The 24,306-nt window shown below is 64.3% G+C and carries 27 protein-coding genes and 1 pseudogene; 14 read left to right on the forward strand and 14 right to left on the reverse strand.

Going from position 1 to position 24,306, the window contains the following annotated elements; genetic code table 11:
- Positions 1-10: 10 nt before the first annotated feature.
- A complete protein-coding gene (locus tag CI785_RS12390) occupies positions 11-406 on the forward strand; it encodes a hypothetical protein (protein ID WP_240615176.1) in 396 nt (131 codons plus the stop codon).
- A 21-nt stretch (positions 407-427) separates the two neighbouring features.
- Here CI785_RS12390 and CI785_RS12395 read toward each other — a convergent pair whose 3' ends face one another.
- Positions 428-2,350 carry a hypothetical protein gene (locus CI785_RS12395; RefSeq protein ID WP_105032399.1) on the reverse strand — a complete coding sequence of 641 codons (1,923 nt, stop codon included), beginning with the start codon at positions 2,348-2,350 and terminating at the stop codon, positions 428-430.
- A gap of 476 nt (positions 2,351-2,826) precedes the next feature.
- Here CI785_RS12395 and CI785_RS12400 point away from each other — a divergent pair, with 476 nt between their 5' ends.
- Positions 2,827-3,639, forward strand: a complete 813-nt coding sequence (locus CI785_RS12400) for an oxygenase MpaB family protein (protein ID WP_240615177.1) — start codon at positions 2,827-2,829, stop codon at positions 3,637-3,639.
- 233 nt (positions 3,640-3,872) lie between these two features.
- Here CI785_RS12400 and CI785_RS12405 read toward each other — a convergent pair whose 3' ends face one another.
- Positions 3,873-4,091: a hypothetical protein gene (locus CI785_RS12405; protein WP_105032400.1), complete on the reverse strand. Its 219-nt coding sequence runs from the start codon at positions 4,089-4,091 to the stop codon at positions 3,873-3,875.
- Positions 4,092-4,719: 628 nt separating this feature from the next.
- Between CI785_RS12405 and CI785_RS17150 the strand changes: the two genes are divergently transcribed.
- Positions 4,720-5,577: a hypothetical protein gene (locus CI785_RS17150; protein ID WP_157940257.1), complete on the forward strand. Its 858-nt coding sequence runs from the start codon at positions 4,720-4,722 to the stop codon at positions 5,575-5,577.
- 154 nt (positions 5,578-5,731) lie between these two features.
- On the opposite strand, the gene CI785_RS17765 is transcribed toward CI785_RS17150, so the two are convergent.
- The 3 genes from CI785_RS17765 to CI785_RS12415 all read right to left on the reverse strand — a co-directional run bounded on the left by CI785_RS17765 (position 5,732) and on the right by CI785_RS12415 (position 7,433).
- Complete coding sequence (locus tag CI785_RS17765; protein WP_157940258.1) at positions 5,732-5,848, reverse strand: DUF4913 domain-containing protein; 117 nt, start codon at positions 5,846-5,848, stop codon at positions 5,732-5,734.
- Between the two features lie 112 nt (positions 5,849-5,960).
- On the reverse strand, positions 5,961-7,082 hold the full coding sequence (locus CI785_RS12410; RefSeq protein WP_105032401.1) for an ImmA/IrrE family metallo-endopeptidase: 1,122 nt from the start codon (positions 7,080-7,082) through the stop codon (positions 5,961-5,963).
- 15 nt (positions 7,083-7,097) lie between these two features.
- Positions 7,098-7,433 (reverse strand): type II toxin-antitoxin system RelE/ParE family toxin, encoded by a 336-nt coding sequence (locus CI785_RS12415; RefSeq protein WP_105032402.1) that lies wholly within the window; start codon positions 7,431-7,433, stop codon positions 7,098-7,100.
- Positions 7,434-7,537: 104 nt separating this feature from the next.
- On the opposite strand from CI785_RS12415, the gene CI785_RS17155 reads away from it, so the two are divergent.
- The 4 genes from CI785_RS17155 to CI785_RS17160 all read left to right on the forward strand — a co-directional run bounded on the left by CI785_RS17155 (position 7,538) and on the right by CI785_RS17160 (position 9,669).
- Positions 7,538-7,837 carry a multiubiquitin domain-containing protein gene (locus CI785_RS17155; protein WP_157940259.1) on the forward strand — a complete coding sequence of 100 codons (300 nt, stop codon included), beginning with the start codon at positions 7,538-7,540 and terminating at the stop codon, positions 7,835-7,837.
- On the forward strand, positions 7,812-8,987 hold the full coding sequence (locus CI785_RS12425; RefSeq protein ID WP_105032404.1) for a DUF6791 domain-containing protein: 1,176 nt from the start codon (positions 7,812-7,814) through the stop codon (positions 8,985-8,987). Before CI785_RS17155 ends, CI785_RS12425 begins: the two co-directional genes overlap by 26 nt.
- Positions 8,984-9,394 carry a ubiquitination-like system serine protease family protein gene (locus CI785_RS17770; RefSeq protein ID WP_476692380.1) on the forward strand — a complete coding sequence of 137 codons (411 nt, stop codon included), beginning with the start codon at positions 8,984-8,986 and terminating at the stop codon, positions 9,392-9,394. The genes CI785_RS12425 and CI785_RS17770 overlap by 4 nt, the downstream gene beginning before the upstream one ends.
- Before the next feature lie 83 nt (positions 9,395-9,477).
- Positions 9,478-9,669 (forward strand): hypothetical protein, encoded by a 192-nt coding sequence (locus tag CI785_RS17160; RefSeq protein WP_157940261.1) that lies wholly within the window; start codon positions 9,478-9,480, stop codon positions 9,667-9,669.
- Positions 9,670-9,820: 151 nt separating this feature from the next.
- Here CI785_RS17160 and CI785_RS17550 read toward each other — a convergent pair.
- Positions 9,821-10,024 (reverse strand): annotated as a pseudogene (locus CI785_RS17550) (DUF4193 family protein); the annotation flags it as partial.
- Positions 10,025-10,092: 68 nt separating this feature from the next.
- Here CI785_RS17550 and CI785_RS12435 point away from each other — a divergent pair.
- The gene (locus CI785_RS12435; protein ID WP_105032406.1) at positions 10,093-11,133 is read left to right on the forward strand and encodes a PDDEXK nuclease domain-containing protein; all 1,041 of its coding nucleotides are present in this window, start codon (positions 10,093-10,095) and stop codon (positions 11,131-11,133) included.
- Positions 11,134-11,256: 123 nt separating this feature from the next.
- Here CI785_RS12435 and CI785_RS12440 read toward each other — a convergent pair whose 3' ends face one another.
- From CI785_RS12440 to CI785_RS12450, 3 genes are read right to left on the reverse strand one after another with little or no spacing between them, the layout of a single operon-like run.
- Positions 11,257-12,024 (reverse strand): SCO1664 family protein, encoded by a 768-nt coding sequence (locus CI785_RS12440; protein ID WP_105032407.1) that lies wholly within the window; start codon positions 12,022-12,024, stop codon positions 11,257-11,259.
- The gene (locus CI785_RS12445; protein ID WP_105032408.1) at positions 12,024-12,578 is read right to left on the reverse strand and encodes a DUF3090 domain-containing protein; all 555 of its coding nucleotides are present in this window, start codon (positions 12,576-12,578) and stop codon (positions 12,024-12,026) included. Before CI785_RS12445 ends, CI785_RS12440 begins: the two co-directional genes overlap by 1 nt.
- 15 nt (positions 12,579-12,593) lie before the next feature.
- Positions 12,594-13,295 (reverse strand): histidine phosphatase family protein, encoded by a 702-nt coding sequence (locus CI785_RS12450; RefSeq protein WP_105032409.1) that lies wholly within the window; start codon positions 13,293-13,295, stop codon positions 12,594-12,596.
- Positions 13,296-13,501: 206 nt separating this feature from the next.
- Here CI785_RS12450 and CI785_RS12455 point away from each other — a divergent pair, with 206 nt between their 5' ends.
- Positions 13,502-14,584, forward strand: coding sequence for a TerC family protein (locus CI785_RS12455; RefSeq protein ID WP_105032410.1), 1,083 nt, complete (start codon positions 13,502-13,504; stop codon positions 14,582-14,584).
- Positions 14,585-14,638: 54 nt separating this feature from the next.
- Here CI785_RS12455 and CI785_RS12460 read toward each other — a convergent pair whose 3' ends face one another.
- The 5 genes from CI785_RS12460 to CI785_RS12480 form a co-directional block, all read right to left on the reverse strand.
- Positions 14,639-16,042, reverse strand: coding sequence for an NAD(P)/FAD-dependent oxidoreductase (locus CI785_RS12460; protein ID WP_105032411.1), 1,404 nt, complete (start codon positions 16,040-16,042; stop codon positions 14,639-14,641).
- 120 nt (positions 16,043-16,162) lie between these two features.
- Positions 16,163-16,630 carry a carboxymuconolactone decarboxylase family protein gene (locus CI785_RS12465; protein ID WP_105032412.1) on the reverse strand — a complete coding sequence of 156 codons (468 nt, stop codon included), beginning with the start codon at positions 16,628-16,630 and terminating at the stop codon, positions 16,163-16,165.
- 159 nt (positions 16,631-16,789) lie between these two features.
- Positions 16,790-17,491 (reverse strand): TetR/AcrR family transcriptional regulator, encoded by a 702-nt coding sequence (locus tag CI785_RS12470; protein WP_105032413.1) that lies wholly within the window; start codon positions 17,489-17,491, stop codon positions 16,790-16,792.
- Between the two features lie 99 nt (positions 17,492-17,590).
- Positions 17,591-18,697 (reverse strand): spore photoproduct lyase family protein, encoded by a 1,107-nt coding sequence (locus CI785_RS12475; RefSeq protein WP_105032672.1) that lies wholly within the window; start codon positions 18,695-18,697, stop codon positions 17,591-17,593.
- Positions 18,698-18,798: 101 nt separating this feature from the next.
- Positions 18,799-20,460 carry a catalase gene (locus CI785_RS12480; RefSeq protein ID WP_105032414.1) on the reverse strand — a complete coding sequence of 554 codons (1,662 nt, stop codon included), beginning with the start codon at positions 20,458-20,460 and terminating at the stop codon, positions 18,799-18,801.
- A gap of 74 nt (positions 20,461-20,534) precedes the next feature.
- Between CI785_RS12480 and CI785_RS12485 the strand changes: the two genes are divergently transcribed.
- The 5 genes from CI785_RS12485 (at position 20,535) to CI785_RS12505 (ending at position 23,908) form a co-directional block, all read left to right on the forward strand.
- Positions 20,535-20,996 carry a Fur family transcriptional regulator gene (locus CI785_RS12485; protein WP_105032415.1) on the forward strand — a complete coding sequence of 154 codons (462 nt, stop codon included), beginning with the start codon at positions 20,535-20,537 and terminating at the stop codon, positions 20,994-20,996.
- Between the two features lie 109 nt (positions 20,997-21,105).
- A complete protein-coding gene (locus CI785_RS12490) occupies positions 21,106-21,336 on the forward strand; it encodes a hypothetical protein (protein ID WP_105032416.1) in 231 nt (76 codons plus the stop codon).
- A 93-nt stretch (positions 21,337-21,429) separates the two neighbouring features.
- Positions 21,430-22,281: an oxidoreductase gene (locus tag CI785_RS12495; RefSeq protein WP_105032417.1), complete on the forward strand. Its 852-nt coding sequence runs from the start codon at positions 21,430-21,432 to the stop codon at positions 22,279-22,281.
- Complete coding sequence (locus tag CI785_RS12500) at positions 22,278-23,162, forward strand: NAD-dependent epimerase/dehydratase family protein (RefSeq protein ID WP_105032418.1); 885 nt, start codon at positions 22,278-22,280, stop codon at positions 23,160-23,162. The genes CI785_RS12495 and CI785_RS12500 overlap by 4 nt, the downstream gene beginning before the upstream one ends.
- A gap of 170 nt (positions 23,163-23,332) precedes the next feature.
- On the forward strand, positions 23,333-23,908 hold the full coding sequence (locus CI785_RS12505; RefSeq protein WP_157940262.1) for a DUF7010 family protein: 576 nt from the start codon (positions 23,333-23,335) through the stop codon (positions 23,906-23,908).
- The last annotated feature ends 398 nt before the right edge of the window (positions 23,909-24,306 follow it).

The following is a 24,306-nucleotide window of genomic DNA, read 5'->3' on the forward strand; positions in this document are numbered from 1 at the left end:
GACCGGCGCCGTGGCCGACGACGGGTACGGGCGATTCTGGGTCACAAGGGACGGCGAGCAACGCGCCCTGCGATCGCAACGCTACGCCTACGAACACCTCACTGGAGAGACCCTGCACCCCGGGATCGCGCTCATGCACGTCTGCGACGTCCCTCTGTGCGTTCACGCGACCACCGGGACAGAAAGTCACCTGCTGCCCGGCACCCAGGCGCTGAACATGCTGGACCGATCCCAGAAGCGCCGGCACGCGAATGCCTCGACCTTCCGGTGGCGCCGTGTCGGGCGCGCCCAGTTCCGCGCCCACTCCGTCGAGCTGCGCACAGCCCTCCTCGAGCACGGATGGAACGAGCCGATCATCCGCCCCCTGCTCACTGGCATTGACCCCGAAGCGCCAACGCTCTTCTGACCCAGGTGGGCGGGTTCGTTCTCATTGGAGCGGATGAAGTCCGTCGTCTGGTTGAGTTTCTCCACGCCAGAAGCTCGCTGCATCTTGTCCGCCTTGCATTGCAATAAGTTCATCCGTCCTGGTCGCCAGAGCGGTTGCTGGATCCGAGTCGTCAACGTAGGCCTCCAGCGCTAGGTGCAGTGCGCTGCCGCTCAAGAACTGGGCGTACTCACGAACGGATTGCACGACGTCGAAGCTTGCAGGGTTTCCATGAACCAATGCGTTACGGACGCGGCGCCGACGATCTTCCAGCGCCCTTCCCTCGCGGGTGTAGTCCTCGATGAGGAGTGCGTAGCTTGTGTGGTCACTAATGCTGGCGAACATGCGTTGTATCCACGCACGTTCGTGCTCGAGGCGGCAGAGAGATAGAAAGTCTTCAGACCGATCGGCGATAAGTAGGACCCAGGGCTGCTCTGAATGATCAGACATCCATTTGCGGGTCAGCTCATTGAGCAAGTCCTGATTCCCGCTTAGACCGAGTAAGCACATGCCAACAGCTCGCTGAAGGTCAGTGAGCCATCGAGCGTGAGCCCACCGCTCACCGAGTAGCGTGAACAATGAGCTTGGACTCATCGCGGCATGTGCCGCCACGTGCTGCACGACGCGGTCCGAAAGCGGGATCACGCTGCTGATGTCTGCCTCCGACGGCTTCCGTAGCGCCATATCTCGACTGAACGGATGATCAGCGGCGGTCTGTACCTGAACCGCTGCAGCCAGAAATCTGGGCAGATCTTCGCGAGCGAGAGCATCCGCAATCCGTGGACCGTGTGCCGTGATTGCCTCAGCAGTCATGCTCGCTCCCCAGGTGTCATTAGGAAAGCCTGTGCTGTCGCGGACAGCCTGATGTCCGGCAGTGCTGCTGCGTCCTGAGCGAAGCACTGCGTACTCCGCGAGTTGCGGGCGAATCCCTCCAGAACGGTGGATCGAGACACTGAGGATGATGTCGATCATCTCCACGGCACGTTCCAGTGCGTCGGCGCCCGTGGTCGTGCCAAGGTCAACGCGCACGATGGTGTCAACGTTGTATTCCTCGTCCTCTCGTTCCGATATGCGAAAGATGTGGCTGTGCTGTACCAGGTTCCAAAGCTCTTCCTTGTGAGCGAAGTCGTACCTGTGTGGGGCTGGCTCAGCATTCGGGATTGCCCACTGAGCCTCGTAAAACGAGACTCGGCCTGCTGATAGATGGATGTGCATGCGCCCCTTATAGCCCAACCAAACCACGGTGGGTTCAACATCGACTGGCGTCCCCACATATGCGCGCGCCTTCGAGACTCGTTCGCTGAAGGGAGTGCTGGTTTCAACCCAGGGAAGATCATCAGGATCACGCCCGAACGCGACGATTGAAACGAGGGCGCTAGCAGCCCGCTCCGCGGGCATGCCGCGTCGTTGTACTTGGTCGAAAAGGAGTTCGGCAATCGGGCGATACTCCCGTCGCACCAACGTGCGGTCCTGAGAGGCTGCAACAAGATCGTCCCAGCTAGCGCGCACTGCATCGTCCTCGAGGAGCGCATCCTGAAGGTCTTTCGCAGTGCTCTCTACACCAATCCATTCTGAGCGGGTACGAGTACCAGGGGGTTGCTCAAGGACTGCATTCGGGCTTTCAGTCAGACGATCAAAGGCATCTTGGAATGCCACGAGAGGAGCGGCAATGTAAGCCTTGAGCGCCGGACCCACTGCTTCGACGGACTCCGTCAGGTCGAGCTTCAATGAAGCTCGGTTCGGACGTGGCCTCCAGGCTTCGATGCCACTGGCCAGCTGGACCCATGCAGATATCTCACTCATAACGGTCGTTAAAGGAGGATTCGCGCTCAGCCCGCGTCGCCGGTCCAGTGACGAGACTAGCGATTTCGGCCAGTCTGGATCATCAGCTGACCAGTGATCACTGACGTTGTACTCGATCATCATGAAAGCCTCCTTCTCGGGACTTACCCGATGCCAATACATGTTCGTGTCTATCTTGAACCATGAAGTAGCGCGAGATATGGGCTCTCCGAGCCCTGGATGAACCGATCATCCGACCCCTGCTTCGCGGCATCGACCCCGAGGCACCAACGCTTCTCTGACCACGGAAGGGTCCTCTCGGCCATCGCCGTGTCAGGTCCGTGTTCTACGCTTTGTAGTAGATTCCTGTCCGGGTGTCCGGGTGTCCGGGTGTCCGGGTGTCCGGGTGTCCGGGTGTCCGGGTGTTCGGGTGTCCGGGTGTTCGGGTGTTCGGGTGTTCGGGTGTCCGTCGTTGGAGCATCATGCCTGTGAGCTCGATCCCTCGCCCTGCCGATCTGGCTCACCGCGTCCGTAGCGCGTTTCGTGCCCGGGTCTCCGGTGACCCCACCGGGGCGCCGGACTGGGTGCGCGACATCGCCCTGGTAGGGGAGGGTCCAGGCTTGTTCGAACCCGACGGCATCGTCTGGCAGGTTCACGGTGGCCTTTCCACTTTGGTCGGCGGCGTCGCGGCCCTCCTCGGGCAGGGCGCGCACCCGCTGGCGATGGCCGGGGTCGCACGGCACTCCTCCTACCGCAGCGATCCTTGGGCCCGCCTCGCCGGGACCGCACGCTGGCTCACCATCACCACCTTCGGCTCCGCGGAACTCGCCGAGCGGGACTCGGCACGGGTCCGCCGCATGCACGGGCGGGTCAGCGGTACCACCGACGACGGCCGCGCCTACTCCGCCTCCGACCCCGCCCTACTGCGCTGGGTGCACCTGGCCTTCACCGATGCCTTCCTCGGGGCCCACGAAGCCGTCGGTCACGACCTGGCCCCACGGTTCGGCCGCAACTGGGCCGACACCTACGTCGCCGACTGGTCCCGCAGCGCCCAGACCCTCGGAGCCGAAGATCTCCCGGTCAACCGCCGAGAACTCACGGAGGCACTGCGCGCGCTGGAACCCGACCTCGAACCCGTCCCCGCCGAATTGCTCACCTTCCTGTCCGCCCCGGACGGGCTAAACCGAGCCGAACGGATCTTCTACAGCGGCATCGCCAGCGCCGGAGCGCTGGTCATCTCCCCGTCCGTGGCTCCCCTCGCCGGGGTGCCCGGCCGCGGCGACCGCTCGCTCGCAAACCGCCTCCGATTGCAGCGCACCCGCTTGCAGCTGCGGACCTTCCAACTGGCCCTCGGCCCGCATAGCCCCTCCGTGGACGCGGCGCGCTACCGGCTAGGCCTCGCCGGCCGCCCGGACTGGCTCGACGAAGCCTGAGCTGCGCCTGAACAGCCATCCGACCAGCCGTTCGGCCGGCTAGTCCTCGGGAGTGCGAACCGCTGCACGCTCACGCCGGTAGTCGATGACGGAGCAGATCAGGAACGCAGATGCAGCCAGAACCACGGTAAAGATCGACGCGGGTCCCCACCCTGCCGGCAACCGTTCGGCGAGAACTGTCACGCTAATTCCGAATACGAGTGCGGCCCCGAACAGGTAGCGGCTCCAGAGACTCATGGTCGGTCGTCCTGACGCAGCGCAATGATCGCTCTAGCGACCCACACGACGGCCGCGATCACGATGAGGCAGGAACCGACGACCATGTACCAAGCGTCAACGCTCGAGAACGTCATCACCGAAACCAATGCGAACATCAGGCCCGCGAAACCATAGATCGCCGCGTCGCGCTTCGAGTTGCGTGTTCTTGTCTGTGCTTGGTTGTTCGTCCCCATAGTCATGATCCTGACCCTACTAATGTCTCGTGGCCAGCGCTGTCTCACCGTGTAGTGCTTCCCTGCTCTCCGCTAGGGCTCCGAGCAGGGCGATGGTCCTGCGCTTCGCTCCGGCCTGTCACGGTCAGGCTGCTCCTTCGTCGCATCCCGTCCGAGTCTTTTTGCTGCTGTCCTACGGATTATGCGTCCCCGCTCCGCAGCGTCAACCAGCTCCGCCGGCATCGGGCACACCGGTCCTGTCCGGCGCTCCTGCGTCGCTTATTTCCTCCCAGGATCGGCACACCCTCGCACCTACGGCGTTGAGCACTGCTCCGTCGGGGACGAGCGAGCGAGCTCGCCAGCAGGCAAAAAACACCTGTGAGTGACAAGAACGACGTGGCTGCACGCCGTACCAACTCCGGTACAGGATTCAGTCAGCGGCAGGCCGAACTCATTGAGAGCAGGAAAGCGACTGCCGCCGAGTGTCAGGCACGTAAGGCGGTGGCAGGTACGAATGACGCCGCAGCAGCAAATCGTCGAGCAGAACAGGCGAAGAGGGACAGCGGACGCTCACTCTGATAACCGAACAGGATGCGTAGCCCGACAGCAGCGTGTTACGGATGCCAGCTATACGCGTGAGACTTGTCGAATGGACAAACTGGAACATCAGGTGGGCAAGCAGGAGAAGTTAGAGCTGACCAAGCGGCAGCTGTTGCACCGATGGTTGGTCGAGCGAACAGACCTTGAGTACTCGCTAGGCGCCATTAGTGCAGGACTCCTGGCCGGCGTCGTACTACTTCTTACTGCTCTAAATCTCCAGTCTGCACCGCTCGCCACTGAGGTCGGCAACGTCGCCGAATGGGCCGGCGTGGTCGTAACATTTCTTGGTTTCGTTGGGGCAGTGGCGGCGCTTCGCACACAGAGAAGGTCCGTTGAGATTCAAGATGAACAATGGCGAACTCAGGTGGAAGATCAGGCGGCTGTGGCTATAGGGGAACAACTGCGAGGGTTGGCGGCGGTTAGGCAACAGCTCGAGCTAGAAGCTGAGCGGAACCAGGCGGAACGCGAGAAGTACGCTCGGTCTATTCGGTTCTCAGTAGGGGCTTCACATCAGCGTGCCCTTTCTGGGCAGACCCGGCCAACAGATGGCCACCTGACACTAAGCGTGACAGCAGTTTTCCAAGAGAAAGGGACATTGGACCTCCCTCGACCCTTCACCGATAACAAGCTAATTGTTCCTGCTGCACCACAGCTGATCGACATGAATGTACAAATTGACAGGGTGGAGGAAAATCAGCTCGGGACCGCCGGAATGCGGAAGGAACTCGCTTGGCAGGTGACTGGCGTTGGCCAGTTTGCAGGCGATGATAGTAGGGCTTTGAGATGGCTGACCTCTCAAGTTGCTATTGAGTTCACAGATCCTGAGGGTGTCCGCTGGCGACTAGACGGCGATCAAAATTTGAAGGAGCTACCTGTTGGAGGTTCGCCCGCAGTTGGTGACCGGTAGCGCACAGTGGTGATATGTAGATCTGAGGTTTACCCCTAGGCCCAGCTGTTTAGGGGGCTTCGCGCGCGAGTGTCCGTCAAACCGTCTGGGTCGGTACGATGTGCCGCACTCACCGAAGAGGCCGCGCTTCGCGAAAAGGACGGTGGAGAGGCTGTCAAAGTGGCCGACCCCACCAACTCGACATGACTCCGACTGCATGAGCTTCCAACCACCGCTCATGTAGCGCACGAAGGCGGTCGACTGCCTCCAGATGGTTCCACCACGGCGGCACCAGTGTTGGCCGCCTAAGCGATCCACAGACTGCAATCTGGATACGATGTGCTCAACCCATTCGATGAGATCGGTTGGGCTGACAGCCTCGGGGTCCTAACTAGCCGCTCGAGCTAGCTTTCGTCACGGCCAACGCGAAGCGAGACGAACAGGTCTGGTACGCCAAACGAGTAATTACCCCGATCATGCTGGATCCGACCAGCAACGACTCCTGGATGGACACCTAGTTCCTCCGCCAATCTCCTTACATCCGAATAAGTAGTTACTGCTTTTAGCTTTTGCTCCGCGGATGGTGGTAAAAGTGTGTTTCCGGCAAATTCGTTTGCTTCTTTTTCCTGTTTAGTTCTTCCACCGTCGGCGCCAAGTTTATGTTCGACGAAGACTTCCTTTTTACCATGAAGAAGAACGTGACCCAGTTCATGGAAAAGCGCGAACCACAGATGATCGTTGCGCTTATGTCGAACACTCAGTTGGACTAGTGCTTTTGTGGGCGAGAGCCAGCGTGTAGCTCCATGTGCCCGGGCTCCCGGAACCTCCGGAACGAGCACGACCGCTACACCGGCATCTGCGCAAATAGCTACAACTTGCGGCCAGAACGCCTCAGGGGAGAGGACCGTGAGCGCCCGGAGCCGCGGAATTGCAGCTTTCAATCGCGCTCGGTCGAAAGGTGCCGTATCTACGTCTATTGCAGCTTGTTCGCCAAGACGCAACCAAGCTGCGACCGCGCCGGGGTCGGCCTCAAACGCCGAGGACTGTAGGAACGCCGCTGAAGGTTTTGCCCAAGCTTCCTCCCACGCCTCAATTGACGAAACACCGAAGAATTGAAGAATTTCCTGCAGTAGCGTGCCTGGGTCACGCAGAGTTGCAGTGACGACGCCCTTTTTACGGAGCGCTGCCACTGGCATTAGGCGCAACCATTCTTTCGAAGCTGATAACGACTCGCGTTCAGACATCCGCGAGATGGCGTCGCGATAGTTTGCTTCGAGGGTGTTCCATATCTTGGCGGGGACGCCTGTAGCCCGCTCCAGCTTTATGGCGGTCTCATGAGTCAAAGCGGCTGAGCCGCTGACAATTTGATTGATGTGCTTGATAGATAGTCCCGTCCGAGTCGCGAGATCAGTCTGTGACAGCGGGAGCGTTTCTAGTGTTTCTCGCAATGTTGCGCCTGGGGAGCTCACCTGGTCCGGCGCGTAGGGCGTCCAGTCTGAGGTGACTTGAGATGCTGCGGTCATCATCTATCTCGGTTCCGTCTAGTGAGGGTCTGCAATCTCGAGCACGCGAACACGCGTAACGAGGGAGAGGTCGATTCCGCCGTCGGTAAGGCGGGCGATTGGAATATTGGCTACTTCAAAAATCAGTCGATATGGACCATCGAGGTCCGCGGAGAACTGTTCGTCCCTACCTCCGACGAGTTGATGGCACCGGGCCTGCGGCAGCCTGTGGAACTCCGCGAGATTATCTGATGCGGCCAGCTGGTCTAGCCGCATCAGGAGCTTCTCGGCTCGTTCCTGACCAAGCTTTCGAACCCGTAGTGATGTGCTGTTACACATGCGCGCGAGCCGCGAGTTCGCGAAGCCGACGTCCATGCCGACCTCCTAATAATCATACACCGGTCAGGTGTGCTAAAGTGTTTTTTGTACCTGTTCGGTGCAAAAATATCCCGGCTCCGTCCGGAGAAAGGCTGTACCTCATGAGTAACACAGTTCCAAAAGCGGGCGAGCACTCCCGCGCCGAGTCGTCAAAGAAGCCTGAGAAGTTCTATGAGATTGCTGTGAACGGGGAGCTGGAGGAGGTTCAGGATGATCACCTGACCTTCGAGGAGGTCGTATCGATCGCCTACCCGGTCTCGCCTGGTCCGGACACTGTCTACACCGTCACTTTCCGAGGCGCCAAGGGTCGCCACCATGAAGGAGAACTGGCGGCTGGCGAGTCAGTGACCGTGAAGAAGAAGGGTGCGGCGTTTGATGTCACGCCTACGGGAAAGTCCTAGCGCTGATCTCGCGAGGCTCATGGCGGATGGATATGAGGTATCGATCCGCCACGGGCATCTCGTCATCAGCAACGTCCCTTACTTGACCGCGAACGGTGAGGTTTCAGTCGGGGAGGTACTCTCTGAACTCAACCTTGCTGGCGAGACCACCGCCCCTCCCGAGCCTCACACTGTTTATTTCACCGGGGTTCCCCACAAAGCTCCGGGCGTCCCGATGCACGAAGTTATCGCTATGCTGGGCACCCAGGAACCGATACCGGGGCTCATCTCCAACTCCTACTTGTCGACAAAGCCAGCTAGCGGGCGTTACGCCGACTACTACGAAAAGATCAGCCAGTACGTTCGAGTGATTGTGGGGCCGGCGCGCGCGGTCGATCCTCGGGCTACCGCCCGCACCTTCCGTCCCATAGAGACCGATGAGGACGAGTCGCCATTTGTCTACCTTGACTCCGCATCAGCGCGCGCCGGTATCAGCACCCTCAGCATGCGACTCGCCACCGGGCCGGTCGGGATCGTGGGTCTCGGAGGAAGCGGCTCCTACATTCTCGATCTCGTCTCGAAGACGCCGGTGCCGGAGATTCATCTCTGGGATCCGGATGACTTTCTCACGCACAATGCCTTCAGGGCACCCGGCGCCGCTACTCTGGGACAACTCAATAAGAGGCAGACCAAGGTTGAGTACTTTGCTTCGCAGTACTCGGCGATGCATCGCGGAATCATTGCCCACCCGCAAATGATCGACGCCAGCACGATAGAGCACCTCAGCGGACTGGACTTCGTATTCGTTGCAATTGATACAAGTCCCGTGAAGCAGGAGATCATCCAGTGGCTGACGCAGCAGGGGATTCCTTTGATCGATGTAGGTATGGGAGTCAGTCGCCAGCGGGACGCGCTTGGAGGAATTGTGCGAACCACGACCGTCACCCAAGAGAACAACGCGCACGTGGAGCGCAGGATCTCGTTTACTGACGAGCGGGAAGATGAGTATGAGCGCAACATCCAACTCGCTGATCTGAACGCGTTGAACGCGACCCTCGCCGTGATTAAGTGGAAGAAGCTTAAGGGGTTCTACCGGGACGACGTCAATGAGTTGCATACGACTTACACCATTGCCAGTGGGCAGCTGATTCACTCGGAGAGAACCCAGTGACGATACGCTACTTTGACGCGAAAATAGTCGATACAGTCCCAAAAGTACGTGATAGTGGAGTGCTGTATGTTTCCTACACGCATCAAACGGCCGTGCATGACTGCGCCTGTGGATGCGGAAACAAGGTCGTTACCCCACTCAACCCGTCCGGATGGACTATACGTCTGGCTAATTCGATGCCAACGCTTCACCCGTCGATAGGCAATTGGGGGTTCCCCTGTCGGTCTCATTACCTGATTCAGAACGGCCAAGTTGTCTGGGCTCGCGACTGGACTAGCGACGAAATCTCGCGCGGTGCTAGCCGAGACATGCACGATCGGCGACAGTACTTCGCCTCGCGCACCATCCGAGCGCGGCTGGGAACGATCCTCAGGGTACTGCGTAATGGAAGCTGTTGGCGACGTTGAGGAACGGGGGTGACAGGCAGCCCGGTGGCGAGCGGCAGCAAGCAGGTATCAACCCGGGCTGCGTCATCCTCAGTTGACATGAGGTGAACGACCAGATTCTCAACGAGGTGCTCGCGGGGCGTCTGACATCGTTGGTTGCCGAATTTCAGGGCCTCAACTATGTGTCGGTTTTAGTTCTCGTACCGGTACCCGCATCGAAGATCTCTGATCATCCTTTCACCGAATTGAAGGGAGGAAGTGGCGCTAGCAAAGCAGGCGATTGCGCCGAGAAGTGACGGAAAGGGTGTTCCTTGTAAGGCCCCGATGCCGAAGGCTGCCAGGGGTGGTTCCAGATAGCTCCACTTGTTGCTGAAGAAGCGCGTGCAGCGACGGACGGTGGGGTGGTGCCTCGCATCCGTCAGTTGTGTACTGGCGGGCTGGTGGTCCCCCTTCGCACTCGGCGCAGTACTTGTCGCCGGCCTTTTCGCGTGCGAGCTGGGTCCGGTAATGGACGAGGAAGCATGACATGCAGGCGAACTCGTCTTCCTGCACGGGGATGACCTGTACCAGAAGTTCTTCTTCGAGGATCGCCCCGGGCAGGTCGAAGCCTTCGGCGGTGTCGCCGTCCTCGACGTCGATGACGGCGGTCTGCGTTCATCAGGGGCTCGGGGGCGACTCTATGACTCGGCGCGTCAGCGGGGTTCTGAAAGGATCGAAGCATGACAACCTCTGACGTCGCCCTGCCTGATGAGTATGGCTCGACCCTGCAGGCGCTGAAAGACCGCGTGCGGCGTGCTCGCCAGAGAGCCCGGCGGACGGTCAACACGCAGCTGATCGAGCTGTACTGGCACCTGGGTCACGAGATTCTGATCCGGCGTGAGCGCCAGGGGTGGGGGACCGGGGTCATGAAGAGGCTGGCGGATGATCTGCGGGCCGAGTTCCCGGATATGACCGGTCTATCGCGCAGCAACTTGCAGTACATGCGGGCCTTCGCGGCCGCTTGGAACGAGGACGCAATTGTCCAACAGCCTGTTGGACAATTGCCCTGGGGCCACGTCGTTCTGCTTCTGGACAAGCTCGACAACCAGGCATCGCGTGACTGGTACGCCGCCGCAGCGGTGGAGTACGGCTGGTCCCGGAACGTGCTGGCGAACATGGTCATGAATAAGTCGATGGAGCGCACCGGCACAGCACCGTCGAACTTCAGCCGCCAGCTCGCAGCGGGCGATTCCGAGCTGGCCCAGCAGACAGCCAAGGATCCCTACGCCTTCGAATTCCTCGGGCTGTCCGGCGAGGTCGCTGAACGGGATCTCGAGCAGGCCCTTATGGACCGCATCGTCGACACCCTCCGGGAGCTTGGTCCCGGGTTCGCGTTCGTCGGCAGGCAGGTACACCTCGAGGTCGAGGGAGATGACTTCTACATCGACCTGCTGTTCTTCCACGTCGAGCAGCTGCGCTACGTCGTCATCGAGCTCAAAACCGGGAAGTTCCAGCCCGAATACGCCGGGAAACTGAACTTCTACGTCGCCCTGGTCGACGACAAGCTCCGCCGCGAGGCACATAACGACACCGTCGGGATCCTGATCTGCGGCAGCAAGAACGACCACACCGTCCGCTACGCCCTCGGCCGCTCCGAGTCACCAATGGCCGTATCCACCTACACGTACGAAACCCTGCCGGCCGCGGAACGACGAGCCCTGCCGGCCGCCGATGAACTTGCCGCAGCCTTTGACGAGATCGCATCCGAAAGCGCGGAATAGGAGGGGTTTCAGCCCCTCCCCGAACCACTACCTGACATAAGGTCAATTATCGGTTGTCCGATTGCAGGATCGAAACGCACCATTGAGTGAGCTGCGGGAGCGAAGCCCTTGGCCGCAGTGAGCCTAGAACAGCGGCCAGGGCACCGCCGGCATCTCACCCCTCGGGCCCGGGAACCGCGCGGTCGCGCGCAGGGCGGCACAGCGCGCGGCGAGCGAAGAGATCTCCTCGGCGGTGAGCAACTCCGCCAGATCCCGGCCCAGCTCACCCCGCAGCCCTTCGCGAACACGGTCGATGCCGTCGAGTTCCTCGGCGGTCAGCGCCTCACCCAGCCACCCCCACAGCACCGTGCGCAGCTTGTGGTCGCTGTGGAAGGTCAGCCCGTGGTCCACGCCGAAGCGGTGCCCGTCCGCCATCTCGAGGATGTGGTCGCCCTTCCGGTCGGCATTGTTGACGACGACGTCGAACACCGCCATGCGCCTCAGCGCCGGCGTGTCCTCGTGGATGAGGGCGACAATCCGCCCGTTCTCATCCTGGCCCTCGAGGACCTGCTTCCAGCCGGTCTCCGGGACGTCGTCCGCCGCGACCAGGTCCGCGGCGTCCTGATCGGGGTCCGTCTCCTGCCAGAGCTGCACCATGCCCTCACCGAACGGACCATCGCGCAGCCAGGTGCGCGGCACGATGTTCCAGCCGAAGGCCTCCGAGATCAGGTAGGCGGCCACCTCCCGGTGGGCCAGGAAGCCGTCGGGGAAGTCCCACAGCGGCTTCTCGCCCTTGATCGGCTTGTACACGACCGCCGTGTCGCCGATGCCGCCCAGGAAGGTGGCGTTCGACGCCGTCGTGATACGCCCGGTGAGCGTCAACTCGGCGGTCATCAGGTCAGGCACCGGCATCAGACCTCGGGAAAGGTGCAGGTGTGCCCGTCGGCGTCCATGGGGTGACCGCAGATGACGCAGATCGGACGCCCGGCACCCACGACCTCCCGGGTGCGCTTGGCGAAGGCTCGGGCGGTACCGACCGGCATCCGCACCCGCAGCACCTCGGAGGCGTCGTCGTCGTCATCGTCGGCGAGGAAGCCGTCGTCGTCGGCCTCGACCTCGGCGATCGGGTAGGCCTCGACGACGATCTGCGCCGTCGTCGGGTCCCAGCCCAGGCTCATGACGCCGGTGCGGAACTGCTCCTCGACCGTCTCGAGCTGGTCGTTGTCGACGAGTTCGATCGGCGTGCTCGTGGGAACGCTGAAGGGGTTGCCCTCGAGGGTGACGAGCTGGTCCAGGATCTCGTCGATCTTCTCGGCGAGCTGGGCCGACTGCTGCTTCTCCAGGGCGATACTCACGATCTGCTTCCCTGCGCGTACCTGCAGGTAGAACGTGCGCTCCCCGGGAACGCCGATGGTGCCGATGACGACGCGGTCAGGCCAGGCGAACTCGTGAACAGTTGTAGGCATAGGTCTATTTTAGGGTCACGGGGTTGGCGGCGCCGTGTGCCCTGCGCCACCGCCCACCGGCGCATCGCCGGCGGCGGCGCTGGCCGCGAGCCACGACAGGTCCCCGGCGTCGGTGTTGGTCGCGTGGACGGTCGTCCGGCCGGTGCCGTAGCGCACGATCGACACGGAGGCGGGGCCGACGTCGATGCGCTGGAACAGGTCCAGGTGCATGCCGAACGCGTCGGCGAGGATCGACTTGATGATGTCACCGTGACTCACCGCCACCCACACGGCGCCGGGCCCGTGCTCCGCTTCGAAGGCCGCATCACGGCGTCGGATGGCTGCCACCGACCGGGCCTGCATCGCGGCCATGGACTCGCCGCCGGGGAAGACGACGGCGGACGGCTGCGACTGCACCACCGACCACAGGGGTTCGGTCGCAAGATCCTTCAGCAGGCGGCCCTGCCACTGGCCGTAGTCGCACTCGGTGAGATCGGCGTCGAGCGGCGCGTGCGGGGCGCCGGTCTGCCGGTCGAGGATGAACCGGGCGGTCTGCTGACACCGCTCGAGAGGGCTCGACACCACGCCGACGAGAGGCACGGCCGCGAGCCGGTCGCCGGTCACGGCCGCCTGGTCGCGGCCGATCTCGTCAAGACTGACGCCGGGAGTCCGGCCGGCCAGGAGTCCGAAGGCGTTCGCTGTGGTGCGGCCGTGCCGCACAAGGATGACTGTGGCCATCCACCCAGCCTAGCCACCCGCGACACCAGGGAATGACGGGAGATACCCCATGCGTTAGCATGGACGTATCAAGGGGAGTACTCCCGATTGCGATGGACCCGTCACTACGGATGCAGCAATGCATCCCGGGCCATCGGTCCCGGTTCCGGCCGGACGGAGGAGACCTTGGCGCCTATGTCCGACGCCTACCCTTGGGAGCCCCCCTCATGCAGGTCACACCCCTGATCTGGTTCATCACCCTTGCCGTGACGGTCCTCTTCTTCGTCTACGAATTCTTCGCGCACGTGCGCAAACCCCACGAACCGACCATCGGCGAATCCGCCCGCTGGTCCGCCTTCTACATCGGCCTCGCCCTGCTGTTCGGCGTCGGCATCGGCGTGGTGTCGGGCTGGGACTTCGGCGGCGAGTACTTCGCCGGCTACCTGACCGAGAAGGCCCTGTCGATCGACAACCTCTTCGTGTTCCTCATCGTGATGACCGGCTTCGCGGTGCCGAAGAAGTACCAGCAGAAGGTGCTGATGATCGGCATCATCATCGCCCTGATCCTTCGCGGCGGATTCATCGCCATCGGCGCGAGCCTGATCGAGAACTTCTCCTGGATCTTCTACATCTTCGGCGCCCTGCTGCTCGTCCTCGCCTACCGCCAGGCCTTCAGCAGCCACGAGTCCAACCCCGCCAACGGCAAGTTCATGCAGCTCGTCCGCCGCGTCCTGCCCGTCACCGACGAGTACCACGAGGCGAAACTGACGGTGAAGAAGGACGGCACGCGCTACGCCACACCGATGCTGCTGACCATCATCGCGATCGGCTTCGTGGACCTCATCTTCGCCGTCGACTCCATCCCCGCGATCTACGGCCTGACGAACGAGGCGTACATCGTCTTCACGGCCAACGCCTTCGCGCTCATGGGCCTGCGGCAGCTGTTCTTCCTCATCGGCGGACTGCTCGAGCGCCTGGTCTACCTGGCGCAGGGCCTCGCCGTCATCCTCGGGTTCATCGGCGTGAAGCTCGTCTTCCACGCGCTGCACGTGAACGAGCTGCCCTTCATCAACGGCGGGGAGCCGCTGCTCTGGGTGCCCGAGATCCCCATCTGGTTCTCGCTGCTGTTCATCGCCGCCACCATCACCGTCGCCACCGTGGCGAGCCTGCTGAAGACCCGGGGCGACGGCGGCAGGAACCAGCGCGACCAGGTGCAGGGCGACCAAGTGGCCACCGCGGTTCCCGACGGCGAAGATGCGGACCCCCAGGCCGACGACGACGCGAACACCAGCGCGGGCGCACGCAAGTAGCTGAACGATCGGACGCTCCCGGCAGCTTCTGGCTGCCGGGAGCGTCCGCTGTAGTCAGGGTGCCGGTGCCTTGTGACTACCTGGGAGCGGGACCAGGCGGCCGACAGGACCGTCCTGCCCGGCCGCCCGAGGTGCGTTCGGCCGGCTGTAGGAGGCTGCTTCCTCGAACGACGCCCGCGGCGTCTCCAGGCCGCGTAGGCCGGCGGTGTCGCGCCCGAGCCAGAAGTTGTTCCACCACCCCCACAGCACCCGCCACTTCCTCTCCCACGTGGGGATGGCGAGAACGTGGTAGCCGCGGTGCATGATCCACGCCGGGAAGCCCTTGACGACGATCGGTCCGGATTGGAAGACGCCCGATCCGAGGCCCAGGGTGGCGACCGCTCCGAGGTTGCGGTGGAAGTACTCATGCGCCACGCCGCCGTGCAGCGTGTCGCGGATGTTCCTGGCCAGGAGCTTGGCCTGCCGGATCGCGTGCTGGGCGTTAGGGACGGTGTAACCGCCCACACCGCCCCCGGTCAGATCGGGGATGGCTGCGTTGTCGCCGGCGGACCATGCGTCAGCAATCGGCTCGTCCGGGAAGCCGATGCGCAGGTCGGCGCGAGCGATGATGCGGCCCCGCTCGTCGACCGGCAGGTCGGTGTTCCTGGTGATCCGGGGGTTGGCGATGACACCTGCGGTCCAGACGAGCAGTCCGGCGTCGAGCGTCTCACCGGTGGACAGCGTGATCCGCCGGTCGGTCGCGGAGGTGACCTGTGTCGAGAGGTGGATGAAGGCCTGGCGGTCGTCGAGGTGCCGCAGGACCCAGCGGCTGGTCTTCTCGGAGACTTCCGGCAGGATCCGGCTGGTGGCCTCGATGAGGTGGAAGTGCGTCTCGGCGAGGGTCAACTCCGGGTACTTCTTCAGGGCGGCGGTCGCGAGGGCCCGGAGTTCGCCGAAGGCCTCGATGCCCGCATACCCGCCTCCCACGAACACCACGGTGAGGAGTCTCTCCCGTCCGGGACCGGGCGGCAGGGCGGCCGCTGCGTCGATGTTACGCAGCAGGGTGTCCCGGATGAGGACCGCCTCCTCGATGTTCTTCACCCCGATCGCCTGATCGGCGATGCCGGGGATGGGGAAGGTGCGAGTGACGGCGCCGGCGGTGACGACGACGACATCGTAGGACTCCTGGCGGCTGTGTCCGTCGGAGAAGTGCAGTGTGGCCGTCCGGTGGGCATGGTCGAGGTAGTCCACCCTGGCGGTGACCATGCGTGTCTTCTTCAGGTGTCGCCGATGGACGATGACGCTGTGGCGGGCCTCGATGGAGCCGGCGAGCACTTCGGGGAGGAACGGCTGGTACGTCATGTAGGGCAGCGGGTCCACGAGGGTGACCTGTGCTTCGCCGGGGTTCAGGTACTTCTCGAGCTTCCATGCGGTGTAGAAGCCGGCGTAACCGCCGCCGATGATGAGGATCTTGCGCATGATGCGCCTCCGAATTCTGTCTGATGTGCCGGCGCCTGGTGCGCCGTCCGGTTGCTGTGTTACCGATGCCGATGTCGGCGGATCTGCGTGTTCGGGCAGGTGAGCGGTCGAGGGTCCGGGTCAGGGGATGACGCGGTAGCCGCTGCTGATGGCGATCCGGTTGTACGCGTTGATGGCCATGACGATCCACGCCACCGCGGACATCTGTCCCGAGGTGAGGTGCGCGGCTGCCGAGGCGTACAGCCCCGAGTTGTGGTGTGCGTCCTGGATCCGGGTGAGGTATTCGGTCAGGGCGAGAGCGGAGCGTTCCTGCTCGGTGAAGTATTCGCTCTCGCGCCAGGCTGAGAGCACGCTCAGGCGGATGGGTGTCTCGCCCTTGGCGAGGGCATCAGTGGCGTGAATGCGGAGGCAGAACGCGCAGCCGTTGACCTGCGAGGCGCGTAGCTTCACGAGTTCGACGAGCAGTGGTGACAGGCCCTCCTCGATGGCGGTCCTGTCGGCGAGCCTCGCGAGCGGCGCCAGTGCGCGGTACAGCTGGGGGTGTCGGCTACCGAGATCGGTGCGGGCGACGGCGGTTCTCGTGGTCATGACGTCCAGTCCTTCGGGTGGTGGTCCCAGCAGCGGTTGCTGGTGGAACCACCATCACGCCGGAGACCGGCGACGGACGAAGGAATGGGACGAAGTGGCATCGATCGTTCCACCGGGCGGCCTCGTGCGCCCCGGTCGTACGCTGCCTTCAGCGCGTGCTCAGGTCCTCGCGCGGACAGCAGCCGCATACGCGGCCGAGGCCGTGCCGTCGATCGCGAAGCGGGTCAGGCTCCGGAGGAAGGCGCCGTCGATGTCCTGCCCCGTTGCGATGAGCCGGTGGTGGATGGATCCGTAGACGGCGTCGACGACGGTCACGAGGTCGACGTCGTGACGGATCTGGCCCCGATGCTGACCGCGGCGGAGGATCGCGAGGAATCCCTGCCGGCGTTCGCGGATCAGCGTCTCCCGGAACTGCACGGCGAAGTCCTCGCTGCGGATCGCCTCGGCGAGCAGATTGGCGACGGTGGATGCCGCACCGCCCACCTTCAGGCAGTACGTGAGCGCCACCAGGTAGGAATGGAGGTCGCGCTCGGCGTCCCCGGTGTCCTCGACGTCCGTGAGGAGGTTGGTCTTGTAGGTGAAGGCCTCCAGCACCAGCAGCTGCCGGCTGGGCCAGTAGCGGTAGAGGGTCGATTTGCTGACGCCTGAGGCGCGGGCGACGGCGTCGATCGTCACGGCGTCGTAGGTCAGGCGGTCCACCAGGGTGCTGGCCGCCTTCAGCACCCGCGACCTCACCTCGGCCTCGTGTGAGGCGATCAGGGGGTGCGCCGGATCGGCGCCGCTGCGGGGCGCGGACCGAATGCTCCGCCGTCCGGGGGCTGCAGGCATCAGTCCACCGGATGCTCCGTCGATCGCTGTCATGGCAACTCCCGATCCTCGCCCGCGGGTCCTCGCAGTGGCGAGATTACACCCCGCACGTGAACCGGGAGAACGCGCGATCGGCGCTCACCGCGGTGTGGGTCAGGTCCAGTAGAGGAGCTTGGCGGCCGGCAGGCGCCGCTCCAGTTCCTCCGTGAACCAGCCGCGCATCTCGGTCATGGTCTGCTTCGGGTAGACGTACTTCACGCCGCCGAACTTCGAGCGCTTCTGGCTGCGCAGGTCCTCGTCCATCTCGAGTTTGGTCCTCGGGTACCACCCGAGCAGCACCTCCTTGCTGGCGGGGGTGAAGCGGTGCGTGATGATCTCCGCCGTGAGATCGAGGTCCTCGATACCGGCGACGGCCGCGGCGACGTCGTCGAGCAGTGCCCCGTACTGCTCCCGCCAGCCGGGAATGGGCATGATCGGGGCGATGGTCAGGCCCACCCGGTAGCCAGCGGTCGCCATCGCGCGGAGAGCGGCGAGGCGCGCGGGCATGCGCGCCGTGCCGCCCTCGAAGCGGTTGGCCACCTCGGCGGCATTGACCGAGAACCGGATGCGGGTACGGCGTCCGTGGTCGAGGGTCACGAGCTCACCGACGTCGTCGAACTTGGTGGTGAAGCGCAGCTGGACGTCGTTCCCGAACTCACCCGCGCCGACCCGTGAGATGGCAGCGGCGAGGGAGCCGGTGACGCTCTCGATGCCGAGGGGATCGGTGTAGCAGGACAGCTCGAACGTCGTCCCCTCGTCCCCGCGCTCGATGGTCCCGCGGGTGACGGACCCCCTGCCGGCGTGCGTGCGGATGCCGTCCAGGACGTCATCGAGGTTGGCGTACGCGCGGGTCACCGGCGGGCCCTGCAGGGATCCGGCGAGATAGCAGTACTGGCAGTGGGCAGGGCACCCCTTGGCGAGGTCGATCCGCCAGTCGGCGCTCGGCGGGATCGGCTGCGGCTTGAGGGCACTGGGTGGAGCGACGACCACCGCGAGCGTGTTCTTCGCGGACGCGTACGTCTCGCGCTCGGTGGCGCCGCGGAGGCCCGTCAGCGCGTTCCCGGACAGGAACCGGATGTCGTCGACCCCGGCGCGCTCGCACCGCCGGACGATCTCGGCGGTGTGCGGGAGTTCGGCTGCAGCCCGTGTGATCATCACGTGTTTGGGGACCCACAGGCGGGTAGGAGAGAGGGTGGTCAGGTCCAGTTCCTGGGCTGTCATCATTACCCTGTACAACACCGAGGACGGCGGGTCTGTTCCGTGGGAACCGACCCGCCGTCCCTGTTTCAGCGGCTGTTCGAACTGCTGTTCGAGGGGCCTGTCTAGCGGGTGACGACGACGTGCTCGTTGGGCACGCAGTGCGTCATGGTGAGGCCCTCGACGTTCCGGAGACCGTTGTTGCCCAGGTTCTTCAGGCGGGCCAGTTCGTCGTCGGACAGGGTCTGGCTGGCCAGCGGCGGCAGGTCCTTGACCTCGTCGAGGCCGATACCCAGGCCCTCGCCCACGCGGGCTCCGAGCTCGTCGTCCACGAAGTAGAAGTGCCAGACCATGCGCTCCTGCACCGCGCGTGCCGCCTGCCCGATGAGCGTGACGAAGTTGCCCACGAGGTCGTCCTTCTCCCACTGCTCGAGCAGCTGGTAGCGCTGACCCGCCTGCAGGTAGTCGTTGGTGAGGGGGATGCGCTTGCGCGTCAGCCGTCCCTGGATCTCGGGGCCCTGGTCGTCGTGCGTGGGGTACTCGCCCTCGCGGAGGCCGCCGGTGATGGAGGGCTCGTAGTTGACGTGGGGGTTTTGCCCGGGAGCGAGGTCCCTCGCGTAGGACATCTGCCCGCCGCTCTGGTTGGTGTGCACGGGCGCGTTCTTCGCCGAGTTCACAGGCAGCTGCAGGTAGTTCGGGCCGACGCGGTAGCGCTGGGCGTCGCTGTAGCTGAAGGTGCGGCCCACGAGCATCTTGTCGTCCGAGAAGTCCAGTCCGTCCACGAGCACGCCCGTGCCGAAGGAGATCTGCTCGTTCTCGTTGTGGTGGTCCGACACGTTGCGGTTCAGGGTCATGGTGCCCACGAGCTTGGGCTCGAAGTCCTGCTCGGGCCAGGTCTTCGTGTCGTCGAGCGGGTCGAAGTCGAGCTCCGGGTGGTCGCGGTCCTCCATCAGCTGCACGTACAGGTCCCACTTGGGGTAGTCGCCGCGCTCGATCGCCTCGAAGAGGTCCTTCGAGGCGTGGCCGAGGTCGGTCGCCTGGATGTTGGCGGCGTCCTCCTCGGTCAGGCTCTTGACGCCCTGCTGCGGCTGCCACGTGTACTTCACGAGCTTGGTGTCGCCGTCGGCGTTGACCCACTTGTAGGTGTTGACGCCGAAGCCCTGCATGTGGCGGTAGTCCGCCGGGATGCCGCGCGGGCTGAAGAGGTTGACGAGCATGTGCATCGACTCGGGGGTCTGCGACATGAAGTCGAAGATGCGCGCGGGCTCCTGCCGGAACGTAATGGGGTCCGGCTTCAGGGAGTGGATGACGTCGGGGAACTTGATGGCGTCGCGGATGAAGAACACGGCGAGGTTGTTGCCCACCAGGTCCCAGTTGCCGTCCTCCGTGTAGAACTTGACGGCGAAGCCGCGGGGATCCCTGGCGGCCTCGGACGAGTCACGGCCGCCGATGACGGAGGAGAAGCGGATGGCGACGTCGGTCTTCTTGCCGGGCTCGGAGAACAGCTTGGCCCGGGTGTAGGTGGCGATCGGCTCGTCGCCGACCATGCCCGTGGCCTCGAAATCGCCGTAGGCCACGAATCCGCGGGCGTGGACGACGCGCTCCGGGATGCGCTCGCGGTCGAAGTGGGTGATCTTCTCGAGGAACTGGTAGTTCTCGAGGGTCGCCGGGCCGCGGGCCCCGACCGTACGGGAGTTCTGGTTGTCGTAGACCTGGTGGCCCTGGCGGTTGGTCAGGACGGGACGGTCGTCCCCTTTGGCGGGCGGCTGGCTGGCGACATCGGTCATGCGGTGCTCCTCACAACGGACTCTCAACAACGGTTTGTTTTGAGTAGTTCAAAACAAACGGTACAGTGTTATCCATGCCCACCGCACCTTCTTCCCTCTCCGACACGGATCTGCTCCGGCAGATGATCCGTGCATCGGGGCTGAAGGTGACGGCGCCCCGGGTCGCTGTGCTGCGCGCCCTGCAGCAGCTTCCGCACTCGAGCGCCGAGCGCGTGTTCGACGGCGTGAAGGACGAGCTCTCGAGCACGTCCCCACAAGCCGTCTACGGAATCCTCGCGGCGTTCACGGGCGCCGGGCTGGTCCGCCGGTTCGACCCTCCGGGGTCACCGGCCCTGTTCGAGTGCAGGGTGGGGGACAACCACCACCATCTTGTCTGCATTCGGTGCGCGACCGTCCGGGACGTCGACTGCGTGATCGGGCAGGCACCCTGCCTGGAGCCATCGGACAATTCCGGCTTCACCATTTTCGCCGCCGAAGTGACGTTCAACGGCCTGTGCGAGCAATGCCGCACGGCCGCGTCCACCGACGACGACTAAATCCATACCACCCAGGCGTCGACCCATCAGGGTCCGGCGCCTCCCTTCCGGGCATACGTTCTCGCGTCCTCATGCCGTCATGCCCGGATACACCCACAAGGAAGACATCATGACCCTCATCGATTCCACCCGCACCGACATCCGCCCTACCTCCGGCAGCAGCATGGTGCCCGTCCCCTCCGCAGGGAGCTACGTCACGACGGCGCGCAGGACGCCGCGGAACGAGGCGACGACGGGCACCTACACCTCGCGCAGGCCCACCTCTGCCGCCTGCAGCGGCTACGTCACCACCGCGGCACCCCGCCCGGTATCCGGCGGCTCCTACACCTACATGGGCTAGCAGCCCGTTCCGTCGCGGGTGGTGCACAAACCCTGACCATGACGTTGACTGGACCCGTAGCCGGCAGAGCGTCGGCGCTTCGGAGGAGGCATCATGGCCACGTGGCTGATCACCGGCTGCTCGACGGGACTCGGACGCGCGCTCGCCGAGGCCGCCCTGCAGCGCGGGAACAACGTGGTGGTCACGGCCCGCGATGCCGCGACGGTGGAGGACCTCGCAGCCCCGTACCCTGATGCGGCGCTGGCCCTCTCCCTCGATGTCACCGACCCCGACCAGCTGCGCTCGGCGATCGCACGGGGGACCGAGGCGTTCGGCGGGATCGACGTGCTGGTGAACAACGCCGGGTACGGGTACCGCGCCGCCGTGGAGGAGGGCGACGACGGCGACGTGCGCACCCTGTTCGACACGCACTTCTTCGGCACCGTGGATGCGATCAAGGCCGTCCTGCCCCAGATGCGGTCCCGCCGCTCGGGCACCATCGTCAACCTGTCCTCCATCGGCGCGAGGATCACCCCCGCCGGTTCGGGGTACTACGCGGCCGTGAAGTCCGCGGTCGAGGGGCTCACCGGATCGCTGCGCAAGGAACTCGAACCCCTGGGTATCACGGCGATGGTGGTGGAACCCGGCGGGTTCAGGACGGACTTCTCCGGCCGGTCCCTCCAGCAGTCCCCGGAAGCCATCGACGATTACGCCGAGACCGCCGGCAAGCGCCGCAAGGAGAACGACACCAGCCACGGCACGCAGCCCGGCGACCCCGCCAAGGCAGCGGCAGCCATCATCACCGCGGTGGAATCCGACGACACCCCCGAGGTGCTCGTGCTCGGGGCGGACGCGACCTCCGCCCACACCGACGTCCTGCGGGCTCAGCTCGCCTCGCTCGAGGAATGGCGGGAGATCAGCGAGAGCACCGGGGTCGACACCCAGCAATCCGAGGAGACACCATGAAGGTCCTGATCACCGGCGCCCACGGGAAGGTCGGTCGCGCCACGACCCAGGCGATGATCGACGCAGGCCACGAGGTGCACGCCACCGATCTCACCCGACCGGGCTTCGAACGGAAGACCGGCGATGCGCCCCGGTACACGATGGCTGACCTCACCGACGCGGGGGAGGCCTACGCCGTGGTCCACGGCGCTGACGCCGTCGTGCATATCGCCGCGATCCCCGAACCGACGGGCAATCCGCCCCATGTCGTGTTCCAGACCAACATGATGGCCACCTTCAACGTCCTCGAAGCGGCCATCCGCTTCGGTGTGAAGCGCTTCGTCTACATCTCGAGTGAGACCGTCCCCGGGTTCTTCTTCCCCGAGCGCGACTTCCTGCCCGACTACGCGCCGGTGGACGAGGAGCACCCCATCCGCCCGCAGGACCCCTACGCCCTGTCCAAGCACTTCGGCGAGCAGCTCATGGACGCCGCGACCCGTCGGGCGGACATCCGGTGCATCTCCATCCGGCCCTGCTGGGTGCAGTTCGAGGGCAACTACGAGCACAACCTGGGCCCGCAGATCCGGGACGCCTCGGTGCTGAGCCCCAACCTGTGGAGCTACATCGACGTCTACGACCTGGCGGACGCCATCGTGCTCGCCACGGAGTCGGACCTGCCGGGCCACGAGGTCTTCTACATCGCCTCCCCCGACAACGTGGGCGGCTACGACTTCGCCGAGATCCTCGCGAAGTACTACGGCGACCGGATCGAACTGCGCGAGCTGGACCGGACGGACGCCTCGGGTATCTCCAGCAAGAAGGCGCAGAGGATGCTCGGCTGGGAACCCAAGCGGTCCTGGCGCGACTACCTCGACGCGGAGGGGAAAACCCTCACCAGGTAGACCGCGAGCACGAGGCGCCCAGCAGCACGTCGCGCCGATCACGAGCTGTCTCCTCGAGCTGATCCGAGGGCGGTGCGGTAGCGGGTGGGGCTCGCCCCCATGCGGAGCCGACCGCCCCGGGTTCTGCGCCGAGGGTGTTGTTCCGCCTCCCTCTCTGGGAGGCTGGGGCCATGATCGTCGATACAGCCCGGCGCCCCCGTTCCGACGGCACTCCTCCCCGCTTGGCAGACCCGCGACGATTCGGGGCACTGATCGGGCTGGTAGGAGCCTGCGTGTTCGTCTTCTCCTACACCTCGGGATCCACCGGACCGGTGGCTATGGGCGCCCGCGTCCTGGTTCTCGCCGTAGTGGCGGCCACGCTCTGGTTCCTGTTCGTGGCTCCGCGTCCCCTAGGGCCGTTCGTCCCCGCCCGGGGATGGCAGATCGGCGTCTATGTCCTGTGCGTGATCGCCGAGTTCGCCGTCATCGCGGCCGGTTCCGGACTGCTCGAGGCTGCAGGAGTCGCGGAACTCCGGCCGGCGCTGATCGCCCTCGTGGTCGGGGTGCACTTCCTGCCCTTCGCATGGGCCTTCAAGGAACGCATGTTCTACACGCTGGGCGGGACCCTGATGCTCCTCGGCGGTGCGGGCCTGCTCATCGGGACGTCGACGAGTGCACTGGTGGCCGCCGTCGCCTCCGGGCTGGCGATGGCATGCCTCGTCCTCGCCTACAGCCTCGGGGCCTTCGCGTCACGAACGCGAGCCTGACCGGTCAGGAGTTGGCGGCCAACTATCACTGGACGTGGCCCAGTAGGGCAATAGACCCTCACCACATCGGACCTGCCTGATGCACTCATGAGGTGGCATGATTGGCGCACCTGGGTGCGCTCGAAAAGACGGTTTCACGTCAGACGGGACTCTCATGCGCGCTCGAGGGAGACAAGTAGTCATCGCATTATCTTTCGCAGCCTGCCTCTCGGCTTGCTCGTTCGTCTCCGGCGATGGGGAAACGCCTCCCTCCACTGCCTCGTCAGCAACGACAGCTACCGGAGTCCCCGAACCCTCCGTCAGTGCCGCCTCCCAATCTGCTGCTGCGTCAACCACACCTACCGCGTCTGCTTCGGCTGCTTCCCCAAGCGGTACTTCTACGGCAGGTACGGATCAGC

Origin of the sequence: Arthrobacter ruber, assembly GCF_002954225.1 — a bacterium.
Taxonomy (GTDB): domain Bacteria; phylum Actinomycetota; class Actinomycetes; order Actinomycetales; family Micrococcaceae; genus Arthrobacter_D; species Arthrobacter_D ruber.

What these genes read in the sequence shown, in the direction of transcription:
- CI785_RS12500 (WP_105032418.1), top strand. Translation starts at nt 22,278, where the DNA reads ATGAAGGTCCTGATCACCGGCGCCCACGGGAAGGTCGGTCGCGCCACG.
- CI785_RS12505 (WP_157940262.1), top strand. Translation starts at nt 23,333, where the DNA reads ATGATCGTCGATACAGCCCGGCGCCCCCGTTCCGACGGCACTCCTCCC.
- CI785_RS12465 (WP_105032412.1), bottom strand. Translation starts at nt 16,630, where the DNA reads ATGACCACGAGAACCGCCGTCGCCCGCACCGATCTCGGTAGCCGACAC.
- CI785_RS17150 (WP_157940257.1), top strand. Translation starts at nt 4,720, where the DNA reads ATGGACAAACTGGAACATCAGGTGGGCAAGCAGGAGAAGTTAGAGCTG.
- CI785_RS12410 (WP_105032401.1), bottom strand. Translation starts at nt 7,082, where the DNA reads ATGATGACCGCAGCATCTCAAGTCACCTCAGACTGGACGCCCTACGCG.
- CI785_RS17155 (WP_157940259.1), top strand. Translation starts at nt 7,538, where the DNA reads ATGAGTAACACAGTTCCAAAAGCGGGCGAGCACTCCCGCGCCGAGTCG.
- CI785_RS12460 (WP_105032411.1), bottom strand. Translation starts at nt 16,042, where the DNA reads ATGCGCAAGATCCTCATCATCGGCGGCGGTTACGCCGGCTTCTACACC.
- CI785_RS12415 (WP_105032402.1), bottom strand. Translation starts at nt 7,433, where the DNA reads ATGGACGTCGGCTTCGCGAACTCGCGGCTCGCGCGCATGTGTAACAGC.
- CI785_RS12445 (WP_105032408.1), bottom strand. Translation starts at nt 12,578, where the DNA reads ATGCCTACAACTGTTCACGAGTTCGCCTGGCCTGACCGCGTCGTCATC.
- CI785_RS12395 (WP_105032399.1), bottom strand. Translation starts at nt 2,350, where the DNA reads ATGATGATCGAGTACAACGTCAGTGATCACTGGTCAGCTGATGATCCA.
- CI785_RS12405 (WP_105032400.1), bottom strand. Translation starts at nt 4,091, where the DNA reads ATGGGGACGAACAACCAAGCACAGACAAGAACACGCAACTCGAAGCGC.
- CI785_RS12490 (WP_105032416.1), top strand. Translation starts at nt 21,106, where the DNA reads ATGACCCTCATCGATTCCACCCGCACCGACATCCGCCCTACCTCCGGC.
- CI785_RS12495 (WP_105032417.1), top strand. Translation starts at nt 21,430, where the DNA reads ATGGCCACGTGGCTGATCACCGGCTGCTCGACGGGACTCGGACGCGCG.
- CI785_RS12455 (WP_105032410.1), top strand. Translation starts at nt 13,502, where the DNA reads ATGCAGGTCACACCCCTGATCTGGTTCATCACCCTTGCCGTGACGGTC.
- CI785_RS12440 (WP_105032407.1), bottom strand. Translation starts at nt 12,024, where the DNA reads ATGCCGGTGCCTGACCTGATGACCGCCGAGTTGACGCTCACCGGGCGT.
- CI785_RS12470 (WP_105032413.1), bottom strand. Translation starts at nt 17,491, where the DNA reads ATGACAGCGATCGACGGAGCATCCGGTGGACTGATGCCTGCAGCCCCC.
- CI785_RS12480 (WP_105032414.1), bottom strand. Translation starts at nt 20,460, where the DNA reads ATGACCGATGTCGCCAGCCAGCCGCCCGCCAAAGGGGACGACCGTCCC.
- CI785_RS12475 (WP_105032672.1), bottom strand. Translation starts at nt 18,697, where the DNA reads ATGACAGCCCAGGAACTGGACCTGACCACCCTCTCTCCTACCCGCCTG.
- CI785_RS12425 (WP_105032404.1), top strand. Translation starts at nt 7,812, where the DNA reads ATGTCACGCCTACGGGAAAGTCCTAGCGCTGATCTCGCGAGGCTCATG.
- CI785_RS12485 (WP_105032415.1), top strand. Translation starts at nt 20,535, where the DNA reads ATGCCCACCGCACCTTCTTCCCTCTCCGACACGGATCTGCTCCGGCAG.
- CI785_RS12435 (WP_105032406.1), top strand. Translation starts at nt 10,093, where the DNA reads ATGACAACCTCTGACGTCGCCCTGCCTGATGAGTATGGCTCGACCCTG.
- CI785_RS12450 (WP_105032409.1), bottom strand. Translation starts at nt 13,295, where the DNA reads ATGGCCACAGTCATCCTTGTGCGGCACGGCCGCACCACAGCGAACGCC.